This is a genomic window from Agrobacterium sp. El2ro-1b, assembly GCF_048298475.1.
GTDB classification, from domain to species: Bacteria; Pseudomonadota; Alphaproteobacteria; order Rhizobiales; family Rhizobiaceae; genus Agrobacterium; species Agrobacterium fabrum.
In genome coordinates this window covers 52,872-65,320 of sequence record NZ_CP103458.1, presented here as the reverse complement: position 1 = coordinate 65,320, position 12,449 = coordinate 52,872, and the positions used below count along the sequence as shown (strand labels likewise).

Here is a 12,449-nt window from a genome sequence, read left to right as displayed (position 1 = left end):
TCCGATCTATATGGCGGCGAGAATCACATGAGCTTGAATCTTGGCTACCACCTCGCCATTACCATGCCGGGCTTCAATGGCGGCAGCGGCATAATCCGTCGCGGCTTCGAGCTTCCTGATTTCATTCGGCCTTGCAAGGCTTCGACATCAACGCGGGCAGAGCAGCATTTGAAGATACCGGCAGGCGCTTACGACAATCAGCGGCGCATCTCGGTAACTGCTTTTAAGGGAAAAGAAATGGCGCACCCGAAGAGATTCGAACTCCTGACCCCCAGATTCGTAGTCTGGTGCTCTATCCAGCTGAGCTACGGGTGCGTGCCGTTCCGGTCGTTTCCGGTGGCGTGGCGATCCTCTAAAACGTCCTCATTCCGAATGCAAGCGATTTCGTTTCGAAATTGTCATTTTTCCGCAGCAATTCGCGTATCACATTGATTATATTGTAAATTTCATCCAGGCCGTTTTTCGCGGGCCTGATGGGGCCTCGATTCCACCGGAGATAATGGCTTTCCGAACCTGTAACCAGGCGAGTTTTTCAGGCGGTTCTGGCTGCCTGTACGGAGGCGGCGCGATCGGCGATTTCGATACGGAACTGCGTGCCGGGACCGGGCTTTTCGACAAGCGCGATCGTGCCGCCATGGGCGAGCACGAGTTCGCGGGCGATGACCAGCCCGAGGCCGGTGCCGCCGGAGCGGGCCGATCCCCTGAAAGCGGAGAACAGGTTCTCCTTGGCCTTGCGCGGCATTCCCGGTCCATTGTCGTCTATGACGATGCTGACAACGCTGCCGGCCCTCTGGGCCGAGATGGAAAGATGCCTTGGTGCCGCATTCGCCACGTCGGATTGCAGGGCCTGGACGGCGTTGCGACAGAGATTGTGGATCACCCGGAAAAGCTGTTCGGAATCCGCATCCACCGTCAGGTCGGGGGGGACGCTGTCGTGAAACTCGATGCCGCTGTCCGGATCGAGCGCCAGAATATCGCGCACATCCCGCACCAGCAGGCTCAATGGCACTATCTTGCGTTTTGGCGCCCCCTCCGTCGCCTGACCATAGGCCAGAACCTCACCCGTATAGGCCACGGCACGGTCGATGGTGCGCAGCAGTTTCGGCGCAAAGCTCCTGACCATCGGGTCCTTGGCATCGACAAGACGGTCCGACATGAGTTGGGCGGAGGAGAGGATATTGCGCATGTCATGGTTGATCTTCGACACGGCAAGGCCGAGATCCACGAGATTCTTCTGCTGCCGCAGCGTTTTCTGCAATTCCGTCTGCATGTCGGCGAGATGGCGGCCCGCAACCGACAGTTCGTCGGTGCCCTCTTCCGGCACGAAAATCCGCTCGGGATTGCCTGGATCTTCCGAGAAATTCTGCATGCCGAGCGTCAGCCGGCGTATCGGCCGGATCATGATGCGGTTGATGGAGATGAAGATCAGGCCCGCGGTGACCAGCGACAGCACGATGGAAATTAGAAAAACATTACGGGCATAGGCAAGCATCGCCGCCCGCAGCTTGTTTTCGCCCAATACGAGCTCGATGATCGTGTCGCTGTCTCCTACCACATCGAAGACGCGGATGACGCGGTTGCCGCCGAACAGCAGGGTGGAAAAGGCGTCCCGCACCGCCGCCACCTGCGAAACATCGGAGAGATCATATTGCTCGTCGACACCGGGCGGTGTTTCCGCCACAGCGAGCAGGCGCGAGGTCCCGTCCTTGCGCAGGGCAATTAGCTTCGCCCCGGTTGCCATCAGGGTGTCGTTCTGCACGCTTCGCGGCAGTTCGGCCTGCAAGCCATCGATGACAGCACCGGCGGCAGCGGCCGTGTTCAGACGGTCACGCAGCCAGGAAAGGCGCATATTGGCGACGGAAGGCACGAAAATCAGCACTTCGGCGATCATCACGAAAATCACGGTCAGCAGCAGCAGCCGCCCGGAAAGACCGGCGGTCAATCCCGGCATGCAATGCACCGGATCGTCTTGCGTTCGGTCCAAGCTGTCTACGCCTTTAGAAAACACCGGGCCATGATCCTGTATGCGCGCCGCTGCTTGCGTGGAACGGCTCGGTTTATATGCAGCAACGATAATAGGACCTAATGGATATTTTTCCAATGCGCTGCAAAACAAACGTTTTCAGTGCCGGAAAAACGAACGCCGCCCGAAAGGGGCGGCGCTTGGGGTAAGTTGGTCTGAGGCGAATGCAGGCGGCCTAGAATTCCTGCCAGTCGCCATGCGCCGGGGCTGCGGCGGGCTGAGCATTGAGCGCGCGGCTGACGCTGTTCATCAGTTTACGGGCCGGAGACGACACGGCCGACGTCCTGCCGGAGACAGCAACCGGCCCGGAGGATGCCGTCATTGGCCGCAAAGGCTGCTCGATACGGTGGCTGCGCTGCACCGTCTCGGTGCCGACATTAAAGCGCGTCACCAGTGTCACGAGATGGTCTGCCTCGCTGCTCAGCTTGTGGGTCGCGGCCGAGGTCTCCTCCACCATGGCGGCGTTGCGCTGCGTCACCTGGTCCATCTGGTTTATGGCGGTATTCACCTCATGCAAACCGGTGGACTGCTCCCTGGCGGCCGTGGCGATCGAATGTATATGCTCGTTGATGGCCAGAACGCGGGTCTCGATCTCGCTCAACGCACTGCCCGTTCTCTGCACCAGCGACACGCCGCGGCCGACCTCCTCGCCGGATTTGGTGATCAGCGCCTTGATGTCCTTCGCGGCGGTTGCGGAACGCTGCGCCAGTTCGCGCACTTCCTGGGCGACGACCGCAAAGCCCTTGCCGGCCTCGCCTGCACGCGCCGCTTCCACGCCGGCATTCAGTGCCAGCAGGTTGGTCTGGAAGGCGATCTCATCGATTACGTTGATGATCTGGCTGATTTCGCGCGAGGCGTGCTCGATGCGATCCATGGCGGAGACGGCATCGCGCACGACATTGGCGGATTCTTCCGTCTTCTGTTTGGTTTCGGCAACCATGGCGCTGGCTTCCTGCGCACGATCGGTGGAATTACGCACGACGGCGGTGATTTCGTCCAGCGCAGCGGAGGTTTCCTCCAGTGCGGCTGCCTGCTGTTCCGTCCGCTTCGACAGATCGTCGGCGGCCGAGCGCAGTTCGTTGGCGTTGCCGCTGATGCCTTCCGTGCTGCCGCGCACTTCACGCATCGTCTCGCGCAGCTTGGTCAGCGTCTGGTTGACGTTCTCCTTGAGTTCGGCGAAGACGCCGCGGAAGTCGCCGTCCATCTTTTCCGTCAGGTCGCCGCGTGCCAGACCTTCGATGACGCGACTGGTCTCGGAGACGCCGTTGTCTACCCCGATGAGCAATGCATTGATCGTTGTTGCGAAACGGTTGAGGTTGTCGTCGCCATAATCCTTGTTGATACGGCGGCTGAAATCACCCCCTGCCGCAGCATCGACGACAACAGCCATGCCGGCCTGAAGATCGTCGCTCTTGGCGCGCATGGCTGTTTCCTGCGCGTTCATGCGGCGCACTTCGCGGCCGTTCTTCTTGAAGACCTCAACAGCCGCCGCCATTTCACCGATCTCGTCGTTCTGGCCGAGATAGGGCACATCCGCGTCCAGATTTCCGTCAGCCACGGCGTTCATCACTTCCGAAACCCTGCGGATCGGCGCGCTCAGCTGCCGCGCACCGATATAAAGACCAAAGGCCGCGCCGGCCAATATGCCGCTGCCGGTGACGGTGATGACCAGCCAGAATGTTGTCGTTACAAAACCGTCGATGCCGGCCTTGACGGCCTCAAGTTCGGCAATGTCGTTCTTCACGACGGCGTCGATTTCTGCCTGATAGGCTTTACGGTTCGCTCGGTTCGCCTCGTTGTTGCCCTGCTGGTTGGCCGCCTGCGGGCCGGCTTCACGGGCAAGGCGCGCTGTCTCCAGACGGAAGGTCTTGAACTCCTTGAAGCGGCTGGAGAGATTATCGAAGGTCGCCTTCTGTTCCGCCGGAACGAGAGGGGTCCATGTGGCGATCAGCTTTTCCATGGCGTCGAGGTTCTTGACGATGCCCTCCGCGAAGGGCGCCGCCTTTTCGATATCGGCGGCGGCATAGACCCCGCGCGCCTCCATCACGACCGCGGTGACCAGCCGGTTGAGCGCCTCGCCCTTATAGGCGCGCTCCGCGGCTTTTTCATATTCGACGGTGCGGACCCGGAATTCGCTGACCGCATAGATGGACAGTCCACCGATGGTACAGGCCACAAGGCTCATCAGCCCGACAAGTAGATTGATACGACCGCGAATTCTCAATTTCGTTCCCCCAACAAAAACCAGCGCCAAGATGAAAATGGGAAGCTGGCATAACTTTCGCGCCACAAGATTTATCAATGCCGCGTTAAGAAAGAATTTCGTATTTTATCGGTTACGCATAGAAATGCGCGCGCACCGCCCGCCGATGAAGCGAACCTCATGCGCTTTTCCGCAAAAGGTGAAGTGCTAAAACCCCTCCGGCAATTGACTTTGCTCGGCCTATGCCCTTATAAGCCGCGCACGCTCGGCCATAGAAAGCTCGCCCAGGCGGGGTTAGCCGTGCAAAAAACGAAACGCTGTTGCAAATAATTGCAAATTCAAGAAGGGCCGCACACCGCGGTATTAAATAAATGTCTAAGCGTACTTTCCAACCGTCCAAGCTTGTTCGCAAGCGTCGTCATGGTTTCCGTGCCCGCATGGCTACTGCCGGCGGCCGCAAGGTTCTCGCAGCCCGCCGTGCGCGCGGCCGCGCACGTCTGTCGGCTTAATTGCCGAGCCTGTGGCCCGATGAAAGTCGCGGGCACATGAGCGAGACTAAAAAACAACCCGGCCGGCTTAAAAACCGGTCGGAGTTTCTTGCCGTTCAGGCGGGGGAAAAACGGCGGGGAAGCACCTTCCTTGTGGAAGTGCTTGACCGGAAAACCCCGGAAACCGAGCCTCGCGTCGGTTTTACCGTAACAAAAAGACAAGGCAACGCGGTCGAGCGAAATCGCATGCGCCGCCGTCTCAAGGAAGCCGTCAGGCTTTCTGCCGGGGTCGCAATGAAGCCCGGTCATGACTATGTGATTGTCGCCCGCAGGGACGTACTCGATACGGCCTTCCCGAAACTTCAGTCTCTCCTTGCCGAGCGCATTGAAGGAACGGCGAAACCGAAACGGTCCCAGGAGACCCGCTCCAGGAAAGAATGATGGAAAAGAACCGTAATTACTTCATCGCGATAGCCCTTTCGGTTGTCATCGTCCTCGCCTGGCAATTCCTTTACATGAATCCGCGCATCGAGCAGCAGCGCCGCGCCGAAGAGGCCCGCCAGGCGCAGCAGCAGACGACCGCGCAGCAACAGCAGCCGGCACCGGGTGCAGCATCCGGCACGACCGTCGAAGGCGCCCCACCCGCTTCCTCCACGCAGGCCGCCGCCACGGCGACACGGGAAGAAGCGATCGCCAAGACCCAGCGTGTTGCCATTGACACCAATGCCATCGCCGGCTCGATCAACCTGACGGGCGCCCGCTTCGATGACATCCGGCTCAAGGATTATCATGAGACCGTCGATGACTCGAGCCCGATCATCACGCTGTTCTCTCCCTCCGACACCAAGGAAGGTTACTTCACTGAACTCGGTTACGTCGCAGCACAGGAAGTCGGCGGCGTTCCCGGTCCGACGACCGTCTGGACGCTTGCAAGCGGCGACAAGCTCACGGAAACCACCCCGGTCACCCTGACCTACACCAATTCCAAGGGTGTCGTTTTCTCGCGTACCGTTTCGATCGATGAACACTATATGATCACGGTCGCCGACAAGGTTGAGAACCCCGGACAGGCTCCGATCTCGCTTGCCACCTATGGCCGCGTGACGCGCAACAACAAGCCGGCAATTCCCCCTGTCTTTGTTATTCATGAGGGGTTCCTCGGCGTTTCCGGCACGGACGGCAGCCTGACGGAAAAGAAATACAAGGACGTCGAAGAGGAGCCCGTAACGGTTGCCAAGGCGACCGGCGGCTGGCTCGGCATCACCGACAAATATTGGGCCGCGGCCATTGTTCCGCCGCAGACGACGCCGTTCGAAACCCGTTATTCGCACATCACCGGTAATCAGCCGAGCTATCAGGCCGATTTCAAGAGCGATACGATGACGGTCGAAGCCGGCCAGTCCATCGAGATGAAGAGCCTTGTCTTCGCCGGCGCCAAAGAAGTGCCGCTGGTGGATCGTTACGAGACCGCCTATTCCATTCCGAAGTTCGACCTGTTGATCGACTGGGGCTGGTTCTACTTCATCACCAAGCCGATGTTCAAAATGATGGACTTCTTCTTCCGTTATTTTGGCAATTTCGGCGTGGCCATCCTGCTGACCACCATCGTCGTCAAGGCGCTCTTCTTCCCGCTCGCCAGCAAGCAGTACGCTTCCATGGCGAACATGAAGCGCGTGCAGCCGAAGATGGAAGAGCTGAAAGCCAAGCATGGCGATGACCGCATGGCCATGCAGCAGGCGATGATGCAGCTCTACAAGGAAGAGAAGATCAACCCGGTTGCCGGCTGCTGGCCGATGCTGCTGCAGATTCCGGTGTTCTTCGCGCTCTACAAGGTCATCTATGTCACCATCGAAATGCGGCATGCACCGTTCTTCGGCTGGATTCACGACCTTTCCGCGCCCGATCCGACCTCGCTGTTTAACCTGTTTGGCCTCCTGCCCTACGACGTGCCGCATTTCCTGATGATCGGCGTATGGCCGCTCGTCATGGGTATCACGATGTTCCTGCAGATGCGCATGAACCCGACCCCGCCCGATCCAACACAGGCGATGATCTTCACCTGGATGCCGCTGATCTTCACCTTCATGCTGGCCTCCTTCCCGGCTGGTCTGGTCATCTACTGGGCGTGGAACAACACGCTCTCCATCAGCCAGCAGGCCCTCATCATGAAGCGTCACGGCGCCAAGATCGAACTGTTCGATAATATAAAAGGGCTGTTCAAGCGAAAGTCGGTGCAATCGAAATGAGTGAGACCGGCACGGCAACCGAAAAGCCCCTGTTCGGGCGACCCTGGATTTTCATTCGCGGCGTTCCCGCGATGAAATTCCTGCCGCCCGAGGGCCCGCCGGAGATTGCATTTGCCGGTCGCTCGAATGTCGGCAAGTCCTCGCTCATCAACGCTTTGGTGGGTCACAAGGGACTTGCCCGTACCTCCAACACGCCCGGACGCACCCAGGAACTGAACTATTTCGTTCCTGAAGGTTATTCCGGCGAGCCGGGCGACCTGCCGCCGATGGCGCTGGTCGACATGCCGGGTTACGGTTATGCGCAGGCGCCCAAGGACCATGTCGATGCCTGGACGAAACTCGTCTTCGACTATCTGCGTGGCCGCGCGACGCTGAAGCGCGTTTACGTGCTGATCGATTCCCGCCATGGCATCAAGAAAAACGACGAAGAGGTCCTGAGCCTGCTCGACAAGGCGGCTGTGTCCTATCAGGTCGTGCTGACGAAGACGGACAAGATCAAGGACGTTGGCGTTCCCCGGCTGATTGGAGAAACGCTGGAGAAAATCCGCAAGCGTCCCGCTGCCTATCCAGAAGTTCTTGCCACCTCGTCGGAAAAATCCTTCGGGCTGGACGATCTGCGGGCTGAGATCGTCAGAACGGTTTCGCTCTAAGGCGTTTTCGCGTCAGGCGATGGTGAAAAGCAGAACGGCGGTCCAGAGCATCGCCGTCAACGCCAGAAGCCGCCAGAAGCGCACGGAATTCCAGACTTCCGCTACCATGACGCTGAAGATCGTGCCGGCACGGAACGGCTGACTTCTGAATGGCAAGCCGCCACTCATCGGACTGCGATGAAGCAACGCGGCGACGGCTACTTTTTCCCGATGGTCCGTTTCAGCAAGATTTTCCCGCCACCTCTTCACCATCGCCGCGAACTGCCGGTCACGTTTTACCCGTCTGGCAAGTTCCGCCATGTTTTCCGGCGGCAGGGCACCCAGCACATATTTCCCGGCAAGGACCTCGTCCTGTAAACCGCTCTGCTTGTCTTTGTCGGGTGCCGTCATATCGGTTCAATCTCCTCGCGTTCCGGGCCGGCATCGTGAACATGATGCGTAATGGCTCGAATTACCCCTCCCCTTCCATACAAAGGCTGTTCCCATTGGCCGTTTATGTCAATCTCATAACAATGACGAACCCAGCAAAAAAAGAAATTTGATCGCCGCTGACACAATAAGGCCCGGAGGTTATTTCATCCGTCGAAAACATGCTTTAGAGCGATGACAGGCTTCTTCCGGCCGCCACCATAGACCGAGGTTTTTCGATGACTTCTTCCGAAAGCGAAATTCAGGCACGGCTGCTCGCGCAGGCTTTGCCCTTCATGCAGAAATACGAAAACAAGACAATCGTGGTGAAATATGGCGGTCACGCCATGGGCGATTCCACGCTTGGCAAGGCTTTCGCGGAAGACATCGCCCTGTTGAAGCAGTCCGGCATCAACCCCATCGTCGTCCATGGCGGCGGCCCGCAGATCGGTGCGATGCTATCGAAGATGGGCATTGAATCGAAATTCGAAGGCGGCCTGCGCGTCACCGATGCCAAGACCGTCGAAATTGTTGAAATGGTTCTGGCCGGCTCGATCAACAAGGAGATCGTCGCCCTCATCAACCAGACGGGCGAATGGGCCATCGGTCTCTGTGGTAAGGACGGCAACATGGTCTTCGCCGAAAAGGCGAAAAAGACCGTTATCGATCCCGACAGCAATATAGAGCGCGTTCTCGATCTCGGTTTCGTCGGTGAAGTCGTGGAAGTCGACCGCACCCTGCTCGATCTGCTTGCCAAATCGGAGATGATCCCGGTCATCGCGCCCGTCGCTCCCGGCCGTGACGGCGCCACCTACAACATCAATGCAGATACCTTCGCCGGCGCCATTGCCGGTGCGCTTCACGCCACGCGCCTTCTGTTCCTCACTGACGTGCCTGGTGTTCTCGACAAGAACAAGGAACTCATCAAGGAACTCACCGTGTCTGAGGCGCGTGCGCTGATCAAGGACGGCACGATTTCCGGCGGCATGATCCCGAAGGTCGAGACCTGCATCGACGCCATCAAGGCCGGTGTGCAGGGGGTGGTGATCCTCAACGGCAAGACGCCGCACTCCGTGCTTCTGGAAATCTTCACAGAAGGCGCGGGCACGCTCATCGTGCCCTGATGATTGCAGTGGCGGATGGCAAGCCTGTCCGCCATATCTGGCATTCAGCCGAATGCCAGAAGCGACAGAACACCCACCACAATCAGCATGCAGCCGGACAGTTCGAGCCGGTTGATCTTCTCCTTGAAGAAAAGCACGGTCGAGGCGAAGGCGAACAGCATCTCCACCTGCGCCAGCGCCTTCACCACCGCGGCCTGCTGCAGGGTCATTGCCGTGAACCAGCCGAATGAGGCCGTGGCGCCCACGAAACCGACGGCGAGCGACGGTTTCCAGACCTTGGCGATGCGCGGCAACTCTTCCCTCTCGCGCCAGATGATCCAGAGGAACATCGACACCGTCTGCATGACGATGACGACGACGAGGGTGAAGCCCGCCTGCATCATGGCATCCGGGGCAGGCAGGCTCGGCGCAAGCGCCAGCGATGCTGATCGGTAGGCAACCGAGGACAGGCCGAAGAATGCACCCGAGGCAAGGCCAATACCCGCCGTCCGACTGAAGATCGAGGTCAGGAAGGACGCGGGCGTCACTTGCGTGCGCGCCACGGAAATCAGCATGACGCCGGCGACTGAAATCGCAATGGCCACCAATGTGCCGCCAGTAATGCTTTCGCCGATGAAGATAAGGGCAAACAGCGCCGCCTGCGCCGGCTCGGTGCGGGAATAGGCCGTGCCAACAGCGAAATTGCGGAAAGAGAACAGATGCACCAGCAGGAAAGTGGCGGCGATCTGCGCCATGGCTCCGACGGTTGCCCACACGGCGAAGGACATGTTCGGTACCGGCAGCGGCCGGCCGAACCCGAGATGCAGGAACGCAAGATAGGCAAGCGCGAAGGGCATGCCGAACACGAAGCGCACAAAGGTTGCGCCTGTCGTGCCCATCATGCCCTTGAGGTGTTTTTGCAACGTCGAGCGCAGGTTCTGCAGGAACGCGCTTGCGAAAGTAATGCCTATCCAGAGTTCCATAGCCTTGGCGGTATCATGCGCGCAAGGCCGCAGCCAAGCCCGATTTTCTGATCAATCGTCGTCTTTTCGATTTTCTTCGCCGTTCGAAACAGGCATAAAGCAGCCCATGGACACAAAGCCTAAAAACCTGCCCGACGCCGCCGATTTCGCCCATGTCAGCGAATGGGTCTTCGATCTCGACAACACGCTCTATCCGCATCACGTCAATCTGTTTTCCCAGATCGACCGTAACATGACGGCCTATGTGGCCGAGCTTCTGAAGCTCGACCCCGAAGAGGCGCGCGTGCTGCAGAAGCGCTATTATCACGACCATGGCACCACGCTGCAGGGCTTGATGATCAATTATGGCATCAGCCCGGACGAATTTCTGGAACGTGCCCATGCCATCGACTATTCGGCACTGAAACCGCATCCGGAACTTGGCGAGGCGATCAAAGCTCTGCCGGGCCGCAAGTTCATTCTGACCAATGGCAGTGTCAAACATGCGCAGGCCGCAGCAGGTGCGCTCGGCATTCTCGATCATTTCGAGGATATCTTCGATATTGTCGCCGCCAATTATCTGCCAAAGCCGGCCAGCGCGACCTACGAGAAATTCGCAGCACTTGCGAAGCTCGATACAAAAAAAGCCGCCATGTTCGAGGATTTGCCGCGCAATCTTACAGCTCCCAAGGCGCTTGGCATGAAGACCGTGCTGCTCGTGCCTTCGAACCTTGAGGGCGTGATCATGGAACGCTGGGAAATCCCTGATGTGACGGATGAGCATATCGACTACATTACCGACGACCTGACCGGGTTCCTGGCGAAAACCATCGTCCGCTGAGCAGCGAACATTACCGAAGCTTCATGCACCTTACGGATGTTTAAGTGGTGTGCCTTGGTCGACGTCACTATCTTTTCTTCAGGGACACCAAAGAAAGGTAATGACGATGACCACACGCAAAATCGCCCTCTCTGCTCTTGGCGCAGCCCTTGTGCTCAGCACGGCCGCAACGGCCAGTTTCGCCGCGCCTGGAAAAGGTCACAAGGATCGCATGCCGATCCGGCCGGAAGCGGCTTTCGTGCACCTCTTGAAGGTGGCCGATACCAATAAGGACGGCAAGATTTCCAAGGAGGAATTCGCCGCCCGCCAGGATGCGCTTTTCACCGAGATCGACAAGGACAAGGACGGCTCGATCACGCCGAAGGAAATGCGCGAATATCGCAAGGCGAAGATGGAGGCTTTCAGAGCCGCCAACCCGCGCCCCGAGCGGGAAGACGCCAAGGCGGATGAGACCAAGGGCCCCGAGGGCAAACGAGCAGAGCGCGACCGCGAAGGCCGCTCCGGCCATCAGGGCTGGGGCAAACACGGCGGCAAGGGTGGTGGCTTGGGAATGCTCCGCCGAGCCGATACCGACGAGAATGGTCAGGTCAGCAAAGCCGAGTTCACGGCCGCAGGCGAAAAGATGTTCGAGCGGCTCGACCGGAACAAGGACGGCGTCATCTCCATCGACGACATGCCTGACCGCCCGTTCCTCTGAACCCGTAAATATAAAGCCCGCTCAATCGGCGGGCTTTTTCCTTCAATGGAGGCTGACGGTTTTCAGATCGTCTTCCGCCGCCTTGAAAAAGGTACTGGAACGATTGTCGGTCAGGAGGATAGGCGTACCATCCGCGCCGAACAGGGCCCAGAGATCCAGCTGCGGATCGAGATCAGGTGCTTCCGGGAAACAGCGGCTTACTTCTTCTGCACGGATCTTGCGGATATATCCCACTTCTCCTTCGCCGATATGGGCGAGCTGGGACTGGGTGAGACGCGCATGCGCTTCTTTTAAGAGCATATTTCAGCCTCCTTCTTCACGCCGAGCGATTCATGTCCGATTCCGGCGTTCATGGTCTACTCTGAGACGGAAATATTAATTTTCTTTACCACGTTTGAAATTTCCGGCCGGACCAGATCGATGGAAAGAAGGCCGTTGCGCAAGCGCGCCTCGCGAACCTGCATACCATCGGCAAGCACGAAGACCCGCTGGAACTGGCGCGCTGCAATGCCGCGATAGAGAAAATCGCGTTTTTCCTGTTCCTGCTGGCGGCCGCGAATGACAAGCTGGTTGTCGGCGGTCGTCACATCCAGATCATCCTGCGAAAAACCGGCAACGGCAATGGTGATGCGCAGACGCTCCGGCACATTCTCGCCGCCAGGCAGACGCTCGATATTATAGGGAGGGTAGCCGTCATTGGCCTTCGCCATGCGCTCCAGCGTTTTTTCCATGGCATCAAAACCCAGCAAAAGAGGGTGGGTGAATGGCGTCATGCGGCTCATATCTCTTCTGTCCTTGCAACCAAGCGACGTTTCGCGGTCCCGCTTC

Annotated in this window: 13 protein-coding genes, 1 tRNA gene and 1 pseudogene; 7 read left to right on the top strand and 8 right to left on the bottom strand. The window is 58.7% G+C overall.

Annotated features, from left to right (window positions below):
• Positions 1-6 precede the first annotated feature (6 nt).
• From NYR50_RS00325 to NYR50_RS00310, 4 genes and pseudogenes are all read right to left on the bottom strand, one after another.
• Positions 7-114: pseudogene (locus tag NYR50_RS00325) on the bottom strand (SAM-dependent methyltransferase); the annotation flags it as partial.
• Positions 115-238: 124 nt separating this feature from the next.
• A tRNA-Arg gene (locus tag NYR50_RS00320) sits at positions 239-315 on the bottom strand.
• Between the two features lie 217 nt (positions 316-532).
• On the bottom strand, positions 533-1,951 hold the full coding sequence (locus NYR50_RS00315; protein ID WP_418136420.1) for a sensor histidine kinase: 1,419 nt from the start codon (positions 1,949-1,951) through the stop codon (positions 533-535).
• A gap of 247 nt (positions 1,952-2,198) precedes the next feature.
• Positions 2,199-4,247 (bottom strand): methyl-accepting chemotaxis protein, encoded by a 2,049-nt coding sequence (locus NYR50_RS00310; RefSeq protein WP_418136419.1) that lies wholly within the window; start codon positions 4,245-4,247, stop codon positions 2,199-2,201.
• 350 nt (positions 4,248-4,597) lie between these two features.
• Here NYR50_RS00310 and rpmH point away from each other — a divergent pair, with 350 nt between their 5' ends.
• From rpmH to yihA, 4 genes are read left to right on the top strand one after another with little or no spacing between them, the layout of a single operon-like run.
• The gene (gene rpmH, locus NYR50_RS00305; protein ID WP_010972613.1) at positions 4,598-4,735 is read left to right on the top strand and encodes a 50S ribosomal protein L34; all 138 of its coding nucleotides are present in this window, start codon (positions 4,598-4,600) and stop codon (positions 4,733-4,735) included.
• A gap of 36 nt (positions 4,736-4,771) precedes the next feature.
• Entirely contained in the window at positions 4,772-5,155 is a 384-nt protein-coding gene (gene rnpA, locus NYR50_RS00300) for a ribonuclease P protein component (RefSeq protein ID WP_418137313.1), read from the top strand.
• Positions 5,155-6,960 (top strand): membrane protein insertase YidC, encoded by a 1,806-nt coding sequence (gene yidC, locus NYR50_RS00295; RefSeq protein ID WP_418136418.1) that lies wholly within the window; start codon positions 5,155-5,157, stop codon positions 6,958-6,960. Before rnpA ends, yidC begins: the two co-directional genes overlap by 1 nt.
• On the top strand, positions 6,957-7,610 hold the full coding sequence (yihA, locus tag NYR50_RS00290; RefSeq protein ID WP_006310229.1) for a ribosome biogenesis GTP-binding protein YihA/YsxC: 654 nt from the start codon (positions 6,957-6,959) through the stop codon (positions 7,608-7,610). The genes yidC and yihA overlap by 4 nt, the downstream gene beginning before the upstream one ends.
• Positions 7,611-7,622: 12 nt before the next feature.
• On the opposite strand, the gene NYR50_RS00285 is transcribed toward yihA, so the two are convergent.
• Positions 7,623-8,000, bottom strand: coding sequence for a hypothetical protein (locus NYR50_RS00285; RefSeq protein ID WP_418136417.1), 378 nt, complete (start codon positions 7,998-8,000; stop codon positions 7,623-7,625).
• Positions 8,001-8,257: 257 nt separating this feature from the next.
• Between NYR50_RS00285 and argB the strand changes: the two genes are divergently transcribed.
• Positions 8,258-9,142 (top strand): acetylglutamate kinase, encoded by an 885-nt coding sequence (gene argB, locus NYR50_RS00280; RefSeq protein WP_006310227.1) that lies wholly within the window; start codon positions 8,258-8,260, stop codon positions 9,140-9,142.
• A 44-nt stretch (positions 9,143-9,186) separates the two neighbouring features.
• Here argB and NYR50_RS00275 read toward each other — a convergent pair whose 3' ends face one another.
• Positions 9,187-10,104 carry an EamA family transporter gene (locus NYR50_RS00275; protein WP_418136416.1) on the bottom strand — a complete coding sequence of 306 codons (918 nt, stop codon included), beginning with the start codon at positions 10,102-10,104 and terminating at the stop codon, positions 9,187-9,189.
• Positions 10,105-10,210: 106 nt separating this feature from the next.
• Between NYR50_RS00275 and NYR50_RS00270 the strand changes: the two genes are divergently transcribed.
• Positions 10,211-10,924 carry a pyrimidine 5'-nucleotidase gene (locus NYR50_RS00270; protein ID WP_418136415.1) on the top strand — a complete coding sequence of 238 codons (714 nt, stop codon included), beginning with the start codon at positions 10,211-10,213 and terminating at the stop codon, positions 10,922-10,924.
• Between the two features lie 100 nt (positions 10,925-11,024).
• Entirely contained in the window at positions 11,025-11,621 is a 597-nt protein-coding gene (locus tag NYR50_RS00265) for an EF-hand domain-containing protein (RefSeq protein ID WP_418136414.1), read from the top strand.
• A gap of 42 nt (positions 11,622-11,663) precedes the next feature.
• Here NYR50_RS00265 and NYR50_RS00260 read toward each other — a convergent pair whose 3' ends face one another.
• Both NYR50_RS00260 and NYR50_RS00255 read right to left on the bottom strand, forming a co-directional pair.
• Complete coding sequence (locus NYR50_RS00260; RefSeq protein ID WP_006310223.1) at positions 11,664-11,921, bottom strand: DUF1150 family protein; 258 nt, start codon at positions 11,919-11,921, stop codon at positions 11,664-11,666.
• Between the two features lie 56 nt (positions 11,922-11,977).
• On the bottom strand, positions 11,978-12,403 hold the full coding sequence (locus NYR50_RS00255) for an Hsp20 family protein (protein WP_174006879.1): 426 nt from the start codon (positions 12,401-12,403) through the stop codon (positions 11,978-11,980).
• Positions 12,404-12,449: the final 46 nt, after the last annotated feature.